The organism is Pseudomonas sp. HP_12, from assembly GCF_055283955.1.
Window position 1 is genome coordinate 14,313 of sequence record NZ_JBTOQG010000004.1, and the last position, 13,194, is coordinate 27,506.

General features: G+C 60.6%; 13 protein-coding genes. 5 read left to right on the plus strand and 8 right to left on the minus strand.

Annotated features, from left to right (window positions below; translation table 11 throughout):
- Positions 1–451: 451 nt before the first annotated feature.
- Positions 452–667 carry a ribosome modulation factor gene (gene rmf / locus ACYASU_RS04600; RefSeq protein ID WP_074887169.1) on the plus strand — a complete coding sequence of 72 codons (216 nt, stop codon included), beginning with the start codon at positions 452–454 and terminating at the stop codon, positions 665–667.
- A gap of 147 nt (positions 668–814) precedes the next feature.
- Here rmf and ACYASU_RS04605 read toward each other — a convergent pair whose 3' ends face one another.
- Positions 815–1,846: a quinone-dependent dihydroorotate dehydrogenase gene (locus ACYASU_RS04605; RefSeq protein ID WP_192172446.1), complete on the minus strand. Its 1,032-nt coding sequence runs from the start codon at positions 1,844–1,846 to the stop codon at positions 815–817.
- A 272-nt stretch (positions 1,847–2,118) separates the two neighbouring features.
- Here ACYASU_RS04605 and ACYASU_RS04610 point away from each other — a divergent pair, with 272 nt between their 5' ends.
- From ACYASU_RS04610 to ACYASU_RS04625, 4 genes are all read left to right on the plus strand, one after another.
- Positions 2,119–3,327 (plus strand): CmpA/NrtA family ABC transporter substrate-binding protein, encoded by a 1,209-nt coding sequence (locus ACYASU_RS04610; RefSeq protein WP_463582084.1) that lies wholly within the window; start codon positions 2,119–2,121, stop codon positions 3,325–3,327.
- Positions 3,328–3,339: 12 nt separating this feature from the next.
- Positions 3,340–3,915 carry an ANTAR domain-containing response regulator gene (locus ACYASU_RS04615; RefSeq protein ID WP_172612633.1) on the plus strand — a complete coding sequence of 192 codons (576 nt, stop codon included), beginning with the start codon at positions 3,340–3,342 and terminating at the stop codon, positions 3,913–3,915.
- A 321-nt stretch (positions 3,916–4,236) separates the two neighbouring features.
- A complete protein-coding gene (locus ACYASU_RS04620) occupies positions 4,237–5,448 on the plus strand; it encodes a nitrate/nitrite transporter (RefSeq protein ID WP_172612634.1) in 1,212 nt (403 codons plus the stop codon).
- A gap of 51 nt (positions 5,449–5,499) precedes the next feature.
- Positions 5,500–7,152 (plus strand): protein kinase domain-containing protein, encoded by a 1,653-nt coding sequence (locus ACYASU_RS04625; protein WP_463582172.1) that lies wholly within the window; start codon positions 5,500–5,502, stop codon positions 7,150–7,152.
- Positions 7,153–7,314: 162 nt separating this feature from the next.
- Here the strand turns inward: ACYASU_RS04625 and ACYASU_RS04630 are convergent, their stop codons facing one another.
- The 7 genes from ACYASU_RS04630 to ACYASU_RS04660 all read right to left on the minus strand — a co-directional run bounded on the left by ACYASU_RS04630 (position 7,315) and on the right by ACYASU_RS04660 (position 13,071).
- Positions 7,315–8,349 (minus strand): OmpA family protein, encoded by a 1,035-nt coding sequence (locus ACYASU_RS04630; RefSeq protein WP_037011036.1) that lies wholly within the window; start codon positions 8,347–8,349, stop codon positions 7,315–7,317.
- A 107-nt stretch (positions 8,350–8,456) separates the two neighbouring features.
- Positions 8,457–9,047, minus strand: a complete 591-nt coding sequence (gene sigX / locus ACYASU_RS04635) for an RNA polymerase sigma factor SigX (protein WP_065988497.1) — start codon at positions 9,045–9,047, stop codon at positions 8,457–8,459.
- A gap of 89 nt (positions 9,048–9,136) precedes the next feature.
- Positions 9,137–9,961, minus strand: coding sequence for a mechanosensitive ion channel family protein (locus tag ACYASU_RS04640; RefSeq protein ID WP_037011040.1), 825 nt, complete (start codon positions 9,959–9,961; stop codon positions 9,137–9,139).
- A 2-nt stretch (positions 9,962–9,963) separates the two neighbouring features.
- Positions 9,964–10,233, minus strand: coding sequence for a CrfX protein (locus ACYASU_RS04645; RefSeq protein WP_463582085.1), 270 nt, complete (start codon positions 10,231–10,233; stop codon positions 9,964–9,966).
- A gap of 86 nt (positions 10,234–10,319) precedes the next feature.
- A complete protein-coding gene (locus tag ACYASU_RS04650; protein WP_463582086.1) occupies positions 10,320–11,315 on the minus strand; it encodes a zinc transporter ZntB in 996 nt (331 codons plus the stop codon).
- A 51-nt stretch (positions 11,316–11,366) separates the two neighbouring features.
- On the minus strand, positions 11,367–11,855 hold the full coding sequence (gene rraA, locus ACYASU_RS04655) for a ribonuclease E activity regulator RraA (protein WP_172612638.1): 489 nt from the start codon (positions 11,853–11,855) through the stop codon (positions 11,367–11,369).
- 220 nt (positions 11,856–12,075) lie between these two features.
- Positions 12,076–13,071 carry an alpha/beta fold hydrolase gene (locus ACYASU_RS04660; RefSeq protein ID WP_463582087.1) on the minus strand — a complete coding sequence of 332 codons (996 nt, stop codon included), beginning with the start codon at positions 13,069–13,071 and terminating at the stop codon, positions 12,076–12,078.
- Positions 13,072–13,194: the final 123 nt, after the last annotated feature.

Genomic DNA, 13,194 nt, shown 5'->3' on the forward strand with positions numbered 1-13,194 from the left:
ATACATTTCGAGTGCGACGGTCCGCCAGCGCATCAACGCCGACGTTTTGATGTTAAAAAACCACTATTCAGCACGACGGTGGCTGCAATAAAAAGTCACATCGCCGACCCTTCGTCGTTTTTCCACTGACTGCAAACGGCCAGCACTCTCAATTGCGAAACACTTGCACTGCCACGTGAAAGCCCCGGTTCAAGGGGACCCTCTGACAAAACTGCGCTGAAACGCGTCAGCGCTTATGGTCGTAATGCCTGAATGGTTACGTTCTTATGACAAAACGATCATTCACAGCGTATCCCTCATTGGTTAGAAATCACCCAAGGTCATCGCCGCAACGGCGGTGGCCTCAAGCCCGCGACGCCGGCAGCGGGCTGCTAACGGCAGAGGATTTTCTGCCGGACCTCAACCTGAGGTCTCCAGGGACATTACAGTCAACAAACGAGGGCAAAACCCTATGAGAAGACTTAAGCGTGATCCGATGGAAAGAGCATTTTCGCGCGGATACCAGTACGGCGTATCCGGTAAATCCCGTGAGCTTTGCCCATTTACTCTACCGTCAGTGCGTCAAGCCTGGATCAATGGCTGGCGAGAAGGACGCGGCGACAACTGGGACGGTATGACCGGCACTGCGGGCATTCACAGACTCAACGAACTTCACGCGGTCGGCTGACGCCACCCTCACGTTACGGCCTGACCTAAAGCTTCTTCGACATTCCTGATCGCTTCATCATGACCACGCACGCCCCACCCGGGCGGCGGGCTAAAGCCCAAGAGGGGTTCCAGTCGGAACCCCTCTTTTTGTTCACGCCGTCAGCGATCAGACCGCTTGGCGAGTCATCGCTGCGATCGCGTCCACCGACTCGCGAATCAGCGCCGGCCCTTTATAGATAAAGCCCGAATAAATCTGCACCAGACTCGCCCCCGCCGCGATCTTCTCGGCTGCGTGCCTGCCTTCGGTGATGCCGCCAGCGGCAATGATCGGCAAGCGCCCACCCAACTCACCCGCCAGCACCTTGACGATGTGCGTGCTCTGCTCGCGCACCGGCGCGCCCGAAAGCCCGCCCGCTTCGTCACCGTGGGGCAAGCCCTCGACGCCCTTGCGGCTGAGGGTGGTGTTGGTCGCGATCACCGCGTCCATCCCCGATTCCAGTAACGCGCTGGCCACCAGTACGGTCTCTTCGTCACTCATGTCCGGGGCAATCTTGATCGCCAGCGGCACGCGTTTGCCGTGGATCAGCGTCAGGGCTTCCTGACGTACCCGCAAGGCTTCGAGCAGTTGCTTGAGCGAATCGCCGAATTGCAGGCTGCGCAGTCCCGGCGTGTTGGGCGAGCTGACGTTGACGGTGATGTAACTGGCGTGGGCGTACACCTTGTCCAGGCAGATGAGGTAGTCATCTACGGCGCGCTCAACCGGCGTGTCGACGTTCTTGCCGATGTTGATGCCCAGCACGCCGTTGTACTGCGCGGCCTGCACCCGGCTCACCAGATGGTCGACGCCCAGGTTGTTGAAGCCCATGCGGTTGATGATCGCCTGGGCGTGGGGCAGACGGAATACGCGCGGTTTTGGATTGCCCGGCTGCGGGCGCGGCGTGACCGTGCCGATCTCGACGAAACCGAAGCCCAGTTGGGCGAAGCCGTCGATGGCCGCGCCGTTCTTGTCCAGCCCTGCCGCCAGCCCGACCGGGTTGGGGAAGCGCAGGCCCATGACGGTCACCGGCAACTGCATCGGCGCCTTGTTGAACAGGCCGTTGAGCCCCAGACGCCCGCCCGCTCCGATCAGGTCAATGGACAGATCGTGGGAGGTTTCCGGGGAGAGTTTGAACAGTAACTGGCGGGCCAAGTTATACATGGGCGGGGGCGGCTCGATTGCGGCTGGGATCAGCGGCGGATTATAAACGCCGGTGCGGGCGAAGCGCGAGGCATGTCGAGAACTTTGCTTACAACCTCGGCTCCCGCTGGCATATGGCTTGCTTAGTGCCTATATCGACTCGATCCAATGGCGGAGCGAGACACAGGACAACGACGTCGCTGGCGCCCCGGTTCAATCGGGGCGAGGCGGCGTTTTTTTTGGACGATCGGCAGCGCTGACCAGCGCGTCGGCCTCCACGCGGAATGGCACTCATGAATGACACGCTTACCCCCTCGCTGGCCTGGGTCAACGGCAGCGATGCACCGGAACTGACCAGTGTCGACCTCGGTTTCATGGCGCTGACTGACAGCGCCTCGCTGATCGTCGCCGCGACCCAGGGCTTCGCTCAGCCCTATGGCCTGCACATCAACCTGCACCGGCAGACATCGTGGGCCAACCTGCGGGACAAACTGGTCAGCGGCGAACTTCACGCCGCCCACAGCCTTTACGGTCTGGTCTATGCCGTGCAACTGGGGCTGGCCGGGCCGGCAAAAAACATGGCCGTGCTAATGGGGCTGAACCAGAACGGCCAGAGCATCAACCTGTCGAGGGCGCTGCAGGATGCCGGCGTGACCACTCCTGAGGCACTCGATCGGCGCACGCACCAAAGCGACTCAAAACTGACGTTCGCCCAGACCTTCCCCACCGGCAATCATGCGTTGTGGCTGTATTACTGGCTCGCGAGCCAGGGCATTCATCCGCTGCGCGACGTCGACAGCGTGGTGGTGCCGCCGCCGCAGATGGTTGAACACTTGCAGGCGGGGCGCATCGATGGTTTTTGCGTCGGTGAGCCGTGGGGTGCCAGCGCCGTTCAGCAGAACCTGGGGTTCACCCTGGCGACCTCCCAGGCCATCTGGCCGGATCACCCGGAAAAGGTGTTGGCGTGCAGCCTGGAATTTGCCGAGCAGTACCCGAACACCGCGCGGGCGCTGGTAATGGCCGTGCTTGAAGCCAGTCGCTTCATCGAAGAGAGCACCGACAACCGGCGCAGCACCGCGCAGCTGCTCAGCGCCGCCGAGTACGTGAATGCACCGGTCGGCGCCATCGAATCCCGGCTACTGGGCGAGTACGACGACGGGCTCGGCAACCGATGGCACGACCACCACGCGATCCGCTTCCATGGCCACGGTCAGGTGAACATGCCTTGGCTGTCCGACGGCATGTGGTTCATGACCCAGTTCCGCCGCTGGGGATTGCTGCGCGAAGACCCGGATTATCTCGACGTTGCCCGCAGCGTCCAGCAGCTCGACCTGTACCGCGAGGCCGCCGACGCACTGGGCATCGCCGTCCCGCCGTCGCCGATGCGCAGCAGCCAGTTGATCGACGGCAAAATCTGGGACGGCAGCGACCCGGCGCGTTACGCCCGCAGCTTCAAGCTGCACGCGCTGGCCGATGCCACCCTCGTTCATGCTGATCGCTGAGGAGACGCCAAGATGCTGCGAATCCTGCTGATCAATGACACCCCCAAGAAGGTCGGTCGCCTGAAAGCGGCGCTGACCGAGGCCGGCTTCGAGGTGATCGACGAATCCGGGCTGATCATCGACCTGCCGGCGCGGGTTCAGGCAGTGCGCCCGGACGTGATCCTCATCGACACCGAATCGCCGGGCCGTGATGTGCTGGAGCAAGTGGTGCTGGTGACCCGCGATCTGCCGCGCCCCATCGTGATGTTCACCGACGAGCACGACCCGGTCGTGATGCGTCAGGCGATCAAGTCCGGGGTCAGCGCCTACATCGTCGAAGGCATTCACGCACAGCGCCTGCAGCCGATTCTGGACGTGGCCATGGCCCGCTTCGAAAGCGATCAGGACCTGCGCGCGCAACTGCATGCCCGCGACCAGCAACTGGCCGAACGCAAGCGCATCGAAACGGCCAAGGGCCTGCTGATGAAGATGAAGCAGTGCAACGAAGAAGAGGCCTACACCCTGATGCGACGCCAGGCCATGAGCCGGCAGCAGAAACTGATTCAGGTGGCGGAACAAATCATTGCCATGAGTGAGCTGTTGGGCTGAGCCTTTCCATTTTCGGGCTGGCCGTGCTTGTTTGATCCAGACGGTTTCACCCAACCCTTCTCTAGCCCACAGCTCGCGGCGCACATTTGGCCCATGTATTGCTAGCTACACATCACAGGTAGCCAACGGCGGTTGCCCACTCACGACAAAGACGTCGCACCCCTTCGCGAAAGCGCACAGGGCTGCGGCGTTTTTTCGTTTTTGCCCTGAACACATCGGGGCGGGTGGAGTGCCGGTCTGGTGCTTCGCCTGCATGACCTGACCCGTAGCGGTGCGAGCGACATCTCCACCGAACACGAATCCCTGCAGATGAGGTGGTAGATGAACACGAGTTTCTGGAAAGCCGGCCATAAACCGACACTGTTCGCAGCGTTCCTGTATTTCGACCTGAGCTTCATGGTCTGGTACCTGCTCGGCCCGATGGCCGTGCAGATTGCCGCCGACCTGCACCTGACCACCCAGCAGCGGGGCCTGATGGTCGCCACGCCGATTCTCGCGGGTGCGGTGCTGCGCTTCATCATGGGCATGCTGGCCGATCAGTTGTCGCCAAAAACTGCCGGGATCATCGGCCAGGTCATCGTCATCACCGCGCTGCTGGGCGCCTGGCAACTGGGCATTCACAGCTATGAACAGGCGCTGCTGCTCGGCGTATTCCTTGGCATGGCGGGCGCGTCCTTTGCCGTGGCCCTGCCCCTCGCCTCCCAGTGGTACCCGCCGCAGCACCAGGGCAAAGCCATGGGCATCGCCGGCGCCGGCAACTCCGGCACTGTGTTCGCGGCACTGATTGCGCCCGTCCTGGCCGCCAGCTTCGGCTGGAACAATGTGTTCGGTTTTGCCGTCGCGCCATTGCTGCTGACCCTCATCGCGTTCTCGCTCATGGCGAAAAACGCCCCGGAACGCCCCAAAGCCAAATCCATGGCTGACTATTTCAAGGCCCTGGGCGACCGCGACAGTTGGTGGTTCATGTTCTTTTACAGCGTGACCTTCGGCGGCTTCATCGGCCTGGCCAGCGCCCTGCCCGGCTACTTCAACGATCAATACGGCTTGAGCCCGGTGACGGCGGGTTACTACACCGCCGCCTGCGTCTTCGGCGGCAGCATGATGCGGCCACTGGGCGGCGCCCTCGCCGATCGCTTCGGCGGGATTCGCACGCTGTCGGGCATGTACGCTGTCGCCGCCATCTGCATCGCCGCCGTCGGGTTTAACCTGCCCAGCTCATGGGCCGCACTGGCGCTGTTCGTCGCGGCCATGCTCGGCCTCGGTGCCGGTAACGGCGCGGTGTTCCAGCTGGTGCCGCAACGCTTTCGCAAAGAGATCGGCGTGATGACCGGCCTGATCGGCATGGCCGGCGGCATCGGTGGCTTCCTGCTCGCCGCCGGGCTCGGCGCGATCAAGCAGAACACTGGCGAGTACCAACTGGGCCTATGGCTGTTCGCGTTCCTTGGCGTGCTAGCCTGGTTCGGCCTGATGAATGTCAAGCGTCGCTGGAGAACCACTTGGGGCTCGGCCGCGGTCACCGCCGCCCGTGTCTAGGCCGTGAGCGTCAATCCGGGGCTGACGCCGGTCGCGCCCACTGCGACCGGTTTGCAACTGCGCGTCGCCGAATTCAGCGCCACCGGGCCGCGGGCGGAGAATCAGGACGCCCTTCGCGTGGTCACTCCCGCTCCAGCGCTCGCGGCCAGCAAGGGCTATCTGTTCGCCCTTGCCGACGGCGTCAGCCAATGCGCCGATGGCGGTCTGGCCTCCCGGGCCACGCTGCAAGCGCTGGCGATGGACTATTACGCGACGCCGGAAACCTGGAGCGTCGCCCAGGCCCTTGACCGCCTGCTGCTGGCACAGAACCGCTGGCTGCTGGCCAACGGCTTGTTGACCACCCTCAGTGCGCTGGTCCTGCGTGGGCGACGCTTCACCCTCGCCCATGTCGGCGACTGTCGTGTGTACCGCTGGCACTCAGGGCTGCTCCAGCGAATCAGCCAGGACCACGTATGGGAACAGCCAGACATGCAGCACGTGCTGAAACGCGCGCTGGGTCTGGATCAATACGTGGTCATGGATTACCTGGACGGCGAACTGCGGCCCGGCGAGCGCTTGCTGCTGGTCAGCGACGGCGTGTGGGCAACGCTGGGCGATGACCGAATCGGCTCGATCCTCAACGAACAGGCAGATCTGGACACGGCCGTCCGCACGCTGGTCAACGCCGCGCATCTTTCGGGCAGCGCCGATAATGCCAGCGCCTTGCTGATTCAGGTGGATCAACTGGGCTCGGACAGCTTGGGTGAAACGCTGCTGCAACTGCAGCAATGGCCTGCCCCACCCCTTCTCAAAGCAGACCAGACGTTTGAAGGCTGGCAGGTCGAAACGCGCTTGAGCGACTCGCGACAGTCCCTGCTCTACCGCGTACGCGACAGCCAGCAGCAACCGTGGCTGCTGAAGACGCTGCCGCCCTCACGGGTTGACGAGGCCGGCGCGGCAGAGGCCTTGTTGCTCGAAGAATGGTTCCTGCGTCGCGTTGCGGGTCGCTTCTTTCCCGAGCTGCACCCGCTCGGCCAGCGCCAGCATTTGTACTACGTCATGCGCGAGTACCCCGGACAGACCCTGGCTGAGATCTTTGAGCAGGAAGGGCCGATGGCGCTGTCGCCGTGGCTGAGTCTAGCCAGGGAGTTGATCGCTGCCGTTGGTCTGCTGCACCGGCGCAACATCATTCACCGCGACATCAAGCCGGAAAATCTGCTGCTCGAGCAGGCGGGAGGTTTGCGCGTCCTGGATTTCGGGCTCGCCTACAGCCCGGGTCTGTCAGTGGATCAAGGCGGCGACGTACCCGGCACGCCCAGCTTTATGGCGCCTGAAGTCTTCGAAGGCGCAGAACCCTGCCAAGGTTTCGACCTGTATGCCGCCAGCGTCACGCTGTATTTCCTGCTGACCGGTCATTACCCCTACGGCGAGATCGAGCCCTTCCAGCGCCGCCGCTTTGGCAAACCGCTGTCGGTCAGTCGTTACCGACCGGATGTCCCGGAGTGGCTAGAGCAGCATCTGCAACGCGCGCTGCTGGCTGATCCGCTGAAGCGTTTCGAGACTGCGGAGCACTGGCTCGTGCATTTTCAACAGGGCGAACTTTCGCCGCTGGATAAACGCACTGTCCCACTACTGGAGCGCGAGCCGCTCAAGGTGTGGCGCGCAATTGCGCTGATGTCGCTGCTGTTCAATCTGGTTTTGTGGGGTTTGCTGCTCAAACGCTAGTCTGGACTTAGTCGTTCAAGGGCATCTGCTTAGATGGATCCAGGTTCATCTCTGTCTATTCGCTTAGACGATCAGACCGGGAATGAATGGGGACGAGAGGAGGTTAAATCGCAGGCAAAGAAAAACCCGGCCGGAGCCGGGTTTTTCGTGAAGCGAGGCTAATTACTTAGCTTGGGCTTCTACTTGTGCTTCTACGCGACGGTTTACAGCGCGGCCAGCGTCAGTTGCGTTGTCAGCAACTGGGCGGGTTTCACCGTAGCCAACCGAGTTTACGCGGTTAGCGCCAACACCGTACTGGTTAACCAGAACTTGCTTAACGGCGTTTGCACGACGCTCGGACAGCTTCTGGTTGTAAGCGTCAGGACCGACGGAGTCAGTGTGACCTTCAACAGTGGTGGTGGTTTGTGGGTACTGCTTCATGAAGTCAGCCAGGTTCTTGATGTCGCCGTAGCTGTTTGGCTTCACAACCGACTTGTTGAAGTCGAATTTAACGTCCAGCTCAACGCGTACGACTTCAGCAACAGCTGGGCAGCCGTTAGCGTCAACAGTCACGTTTGCTGGGGTGTCAGGGCACTTGTCAACGTTGTCGCAAACGCCGTCGTTGTCGCTGTCGGAGCACACTTCAGCTACTGGAGCCGGTGCTGCTTCAACTTTCTTCGAACCGCCGCCGAAGTTCACACCGATACCGACGCTTGGCGCCCACTCGGTGTCGCCTTGGTCGATGTTGTACTGAGCTTCAACGCCAGCACGGGCATAGAAGTTGTCAGTGAAGTACAGCTTGGCACCGCCGCCGATGTTGGCGAAGGTGGAGCGGTTACGACCGTTGCTGCCGTTCTGATCGATGCTCTGATCGGAGAAACCAGCCGAAACGTATGGACGCAGCATGTCGCCCGGGTTGTTGAAGTGGTACAGAGCGTCCAGAGCGGTGTTCGCGCCCTTGATGTTCTGGCCATTGTCGCTACGGACGTTGTGCACTTCGTCATAGCCCAGACGCAATTCAACGTCGTCGGTCAGGAAGTAGCCAACAGAACCGCCGAACAGGTTGCCGTCGTTTTTGAAATTACGAGCGCTGTCGAACTGTTCTTTCTTGGCGAAGCCTTCGATTTCGACTGCGCCTTGGCCTTGAGCCAGAGCGCCGAACGAAGTTGCGGCAACAATAGTACCAATGGCCAAGCCCAAGGTGTTTTTCAGTTTCATCCGTTAAATCCCCATCTGGTGATTGTAAAGCAGTCCCCCTTAGCGAGAGACAACTCGTCGGCAAGTCTATCAGAACTTGCCTGCTCGTTAGAGATATTTGCACCGAGTTAAGTTTCGGTAACGCCTGCAAATTTCTCACGTAATTTATCAAGTGCCCGTTTGTAACGCATTTTCGTGGCACTCAGGCCCATGTGCATGATGTCGGCGATCTCCTGAAATTCCAGCTCTGCGACAAATCGTAGCACCAGAATTTCCCTGTCGATCGGATTCACATGCACAAGCCAACGATCAAGCCCGCCCTTTTCTTCTGGTTTCGGCGTCTTTTCTTCCGACGCTTCCTCGAGGGGGTCAAGACTCAAAGCGTCCAGCAACCGACGCTTTCGCCGCTCCTTCCTGTACTGCGTGATGCATTCGTTGTACGTGATGCTGTAGAGCCAGGTTTTGAACTTCGATTTACCCTCGAAGTTCTTCAAGCCATACAACACCTTAAGCATCACTTCCTGACAGACATCGTCAGCATCGCGATCGTTCCCCAGATACCGTGCGCAGACGTTAAAAAGTGTCCGCTGGTAACGACGCATCAGCTCTTCGTAGGCACGCGTCACATGAAACAGCTCGGCGTGCGAACGCGCAACCAGCTCCTCATCGGAGAGCTCGCGTGGGTCGTAGCGCAGAGAGGGCGTTTGAACGTTATTCAAAACAAGTCGTGCCGACAGTCGGGTAGATGTCCGCCGCGTCCGGGAATCGCCCGGGTTTTGCGGCGGCATACATTAGCAGATTCGCCGGCTCAACGGCTGCTCACTCGCTGCTCGAGGAGGATCCGGTTGGACAAAGACACCAACTCGCCTTCCTCGGTCAGCAGGGTGGTCTTCACCGTGCCAATTTCTTCGATCTGCCCTTCGACCTCACCCACACGCACTTGTTGCCCTACCTGGTACAGCTCACGTACATAAATTCCTGCCAGGATCTGGCTCGCGATTTCGCGGCTTCCCAGGCCCATGGCCAGCGCAACGGCCAGACCAACGGTAATCAATCCGATAACAATAACGTGGTTCAGCAGGTCGGTTTTGACCTCCAGCTGACTGATCGCCACCGAAATACTGATGATGATCACCAGCCACTGGGCGATTCGCCCCAGGCCAGCCGAGTAATCCAGGCCCACCCCTTCGGCAGCGCCCCGCACAATACCGTTGACCAACTGCGCCAGCAAGACACCCACCAGCAACACCAGCGCGGCGCCAAACACCTTCGGCAGGTACAGCGCGAGCATGTCCAGCGTCGCCGAAACCCGCTCCAGCCCCAGCGATTCTGCCGCCGACACCAGAAAAATCAAGAGCACGAACCAATAAACGATCTTGCCGATCAGGGTCGAAATCGGGACCTGAATGCCCGCGCGGCTGATCAGCTTGGTCAAACCGGTGCCGCCCATCAGGCGATCCAGACCGAGTTTGGCCAACAACTTCGAAAGCAGGGTGTCGAGCAGCTTTGCCACCACGAAGCCCAAAAGCACAACGACCAGCGCGCCGAACAGATTCGGGATGAAATTCGCGACTTTGGTCCACAGCGCAGTCATTGCGGTAACCAGGCTCTGCGTCCAGAGATCCAATTCCATATTCAATCAGCCTTGTCTTGTGTACCGGCACCGGTAGACGTAGTACCGGCACGTGTCGCCTTGCGGCGGGAAACGGGTGAAACGTGAGCGGAACCGTTATTGACGGCGATCATCAAAGCCTGCGTGCAACGACCCAGAAGGCTGAACAGATCACCGGCGCCCACCTGACGGTTGGCGGTCTTCAACACTCGGCCCAGAACGGCATCGTCGTCCCGGCTGCTGGACGACGAGTTGAGCATGTCTCGCAGTGATTCTTCAAACGGGTCGTGCATAGGCACCTCACGCAATGTCACTGAAAGACGCAGCCAATTCTGCCTGAGTCACACGACGCACATGAACGCCTTCCGATTTTTCATCCTCACACCCAGCGCAAACGCTTGAACAGCCACATCTGGCCGACGGCCACAATGAGCATCAGGCCGCAAGCGTACACAAATCCGTAGGGATTTTCCGACCCCGGGATGCCCCCCACGTTGATCCCCAACAATCCTGTCAGGAAGCTCATCGGCAGGAAGATCCCAGTGATGATCCCAAACCGATACATGGTCCTGTTCATTCGCTCGTTGAGGCGCCTGTCTTCCGCCTCAAGCACCAGCCCCACGCGCTCTCGGGTCAATTCCAGCTCTTCGAGATAGCGCGTCAGGCTGTTGTTCAATTCGTTCCAGTAGTCGGCATCGTCTTCCACGAACCACGGCGTCTTGCTGCGCGTCAGCTGGGCGTAGATTTCGCGCTGCGGTGCAAGGAACCGACGCAGTCCCGCCGCTCGCCGGCGGATGTGCACCATGTTGCCGTGCTCGGGCAGATACCGCTCGTCGGCATCTATGCGTTCTTCCATGTCATCGACCAGTTCGGTCAGCTCGCTGACCACTGCCTGAACCTTGTCGGTCAGAAACTGAGCCAGATACAGCAGCAATTCGGACGCGGTTTTAGGACCCTTGCCCTCATTCAGTGAAGTGATCAGCTCATCGGTTGCCCTTAGCGAACGCAATCGCAACGAGATAACGCGCTGGGCGGCGGCAAAGATGCGTACCGAGACCATGTCTTCCGGTTCGGCGCCAGGGTTCAGGTTGATCCCGCGCAGGAACAGCAACAGCTCGTTGTCGGGCAAGGCCAGCAGCCGTGGCCGGGTGTTTTCTTCCAGCATCAGGTCACAAACGAATTCGCTGAGACCGCTGGTCTTGCGCAGCCAAGTCTGGGTCTGCGGATGGCTGCGGTCCCAGTGGAGCCACACACTTTCGTGGGGCTCCAGCTGCAGGCCATCCAGTGCAGTTCGGGGGATTGAACGCGCCCCGCCCTTCCCGTCCAACACGAGGGCATGAACCAGCCCCCACTGCGCGTTTGTTTCGTCGAACATTCGTGTCCTTGCTGAGTGAATGGCTACCAGCGTGAAGAGGGATAAAACCGATCAGTCCGGCATCTTCAGTGCGCTGGGCGAAACGATGATTCCGTTGTTGTCGGCATAGATGAATTCGCCCGGCTTGAACGTCACACCGCCGAAGGTCACCACCTTGTTCAGGTCACCGAGGCCACGCTTTTCGGTCTTGAGCGGGTGACTGGCCAATGCCTGCACACCCAAGTCGGTCTGTGCCAGTACATCGACGTCGCGGACGCAGCCGAAGATCACCATGCCCTCCCAACCGTTTTTCGCTGCTTTTTCGGCAATCATGTCGCCGAGCAATGCGCAACGCAGCGAGCCTCCGCCGTCCACGACCAATACTTTTCCGTGGCCAGGCTGTTCGGCCTGCTCGCGCACCAGCGAATTGTCTTCGAAGCACTTGAGCGTGACGATCTCGCCGCCGAATGAATCACGGCCACCAAAGTTGCTGAACATCGGCTCCACCACCTGAACCCGCTCAGGGTAGGCGTCGCACAAGTCCGGGGTGATGTAATGCATGGGTAACTCCTGTCAGGAAAGCTCTGTGATGGGGGAAAACAACTACAAGGATAGATGGCCTGCGTCAACGGCCGACGCTTCAACGGGCTGCATCCTTATATAGCACCTCACACAGAACACACATCTGACCAACGAGTCGCCACCTGCCGTTCGGCCCCGGTGATGAGAATGGGTGCAGCTTAGCGACAAGTCGGCGCCCAAGGAATGGCTGAAACCGTGACTATGACGGAGTTGCCATCATGTTCAGCGTTGATTCAGCCTTTACCACCGGAACATGGCGGTTCAGCCAGTCCGTCACGCGCGGCCACACCTGAGTTTGCGCGGCTTTGCTGACCAGCATCGGCACGTGGCCGAAGTCTTCGCTGAAACCCTGTTCGCGGCCAAGGACGAGAAACGTCTTGTCTTCGCAGCCGAAGCGCTCGAAGAGGTCGCGGCACGCCCATTCCGGGTCCTGATGATCGCCAGCGCCAGCTACGCACAGCAGCGGGACCGTCACCTGTTGCAGCCCGGCCCACCAGTCCTCCTTCTTGTGCCCGAAGCCGCCGAACAGGCTATCCCAGCGCATGCTTTCCAGCAGGACGCCCATGGGCTCGTCTTCCGGGCCGCGCTTGAAACGCGGGCCTGACACGTGCTCGAAGCGTTTAAGCAGCAGCCGTGCCGCCCATTGCAGCGGCGGTACTTTCAGCGGCCAATGGCTTCGGGTGACCTGACTGCCGAACAGAGCCACCGAGGCCGCGTCGTCCGCCGTCAGGTACTGCCCGCCGAATGCTGCAGCCAGGGTCGTGCCGCCCAGGGAGTGGCCGATCCAGTGGGGCGCCTCGCCGGTCTGCTCGCGCACGAACGCCGCGATGGCCGGCAGATCAAAGCGTGCGTAATCGGCCACGCAATTGGTTTTGTACGCACTGTTGCGCGCCGACAGGCCGTGACCGCGCATTTCCGGGATCCACACATCGAACCCGGCGCGGGCCAGATACGCGCCCAGGCCGATGCCCTTGGGCGAGTACCAGAAGCGCCGATTGGAAAAGCTGCCGTGCAGCAGGACCACCGGCACGCCTCGGGCATCCGGTGCAGCCACAAGACCCAGCCGGGTGACGGCGATTTCGACAGTGAAATCCGGGCTGTTGCCGGGTTTCAAACGGTAGACGTCCTCGGTCAGGTCGCCACGACGCTCGGCACTGATCAGGGCCACGGGAAAGAGATGACTGCTGCTTTGCATGGTGCTTTTGCTGGACGCTCTTGGTGGATGGGTGAATGGCGGTTGCGCGGAACAGCAGGTTGACGCTGCCAGCGCACTGAAAATCACCCACAAAAAAGGGCGGATTCGTTAAAAACCGCCCTC

What these genes read in the sequence shown, in the direction of transcription:
- ACYASU_RS04640 (WP_037011040.1), bottom strand. Translation starts at nt 9,961, where the DNA reads ATGGAATTGGATCTCTGGACGCAGAGCCTGGTTACCGCAATGACTGCG.
- rmf (WP_074887169.1), top strand. Translation starts at nt 452, where the DNA reads ATGAGAAGACTTAAGCGTGATCCGATGGAAAGAGCATTTTCGCGCGGA.
- ACYASU_RS04630 (WP_037011036.1), bottom strand. Translation starts at nt 8,349, where the DNA reads ATGAAACTGAAAAACACCTTGGGCTTGGCCATTGGTACTATTGTTGCC.
- ACYASU_RS04620 (WP_172612634.1), top strand. Translation starts at nt 4,237, where the DNA reads ATGAACACGAGTTTCTGGAAAGCCGGCCATAAACCGACACTGTTCGCA.
- rraA (WP_172612638.1), bottom strand. Translation starts at nt 11,855, where the DNA reads ATGCATTACATCACCCCGGACTTGTGCGACGCCTACCCTGAGCGGGTT.
- ACYASU_RS04610 (WP_463582084.1), top strand. Translation starts at nt 2,119, where the DNA reads ATGAATGACACGCTTACCCCCTCGCTGGCCTGGGTCAACGGCAGCGAT.
- ACYASU_RS04660 (WP_463582087.1), bottom strand. Translation starts at nt 13,071, where the DNA reads ATGCAAAGCAGCAGTCATCTCTTTCCCGTGGCCCTGATCAGTGCCGAG.
- ACYASU_RS04650 (WP_463582086.1), bottom strand. Translation starts at nt 11,315, where the DNA reads ATGTTCGACGAAACAAACGCGCAGTGGGGGCTGGTTCATGCCCTCGTG.
- ACYASU_RS04605 (WP_192172446.1), bottom strand. Translation starts at nt 1,846, where the DNA reads ATGTATAACTTGGCCCGCCAGTTACTGTTCAAACTCTCCCCGGAAACC.
- ACYASU_RS04615 (WP_172612633.1), top strand. Translation starts at nt 3,340, where the DNA reads ATGCTGCGAATCCTGCTGATCAATGACACCCCCAAGAAGGTCGGTCGC.
- ACYASU_RS04645 (WP_463582085.1), bottom strand. Translation starts at nt 10,233, where the DNA reads ATGCACGACCCGTTTGAAGAATCACTGCGAGACATGCTCAACTCGTCG.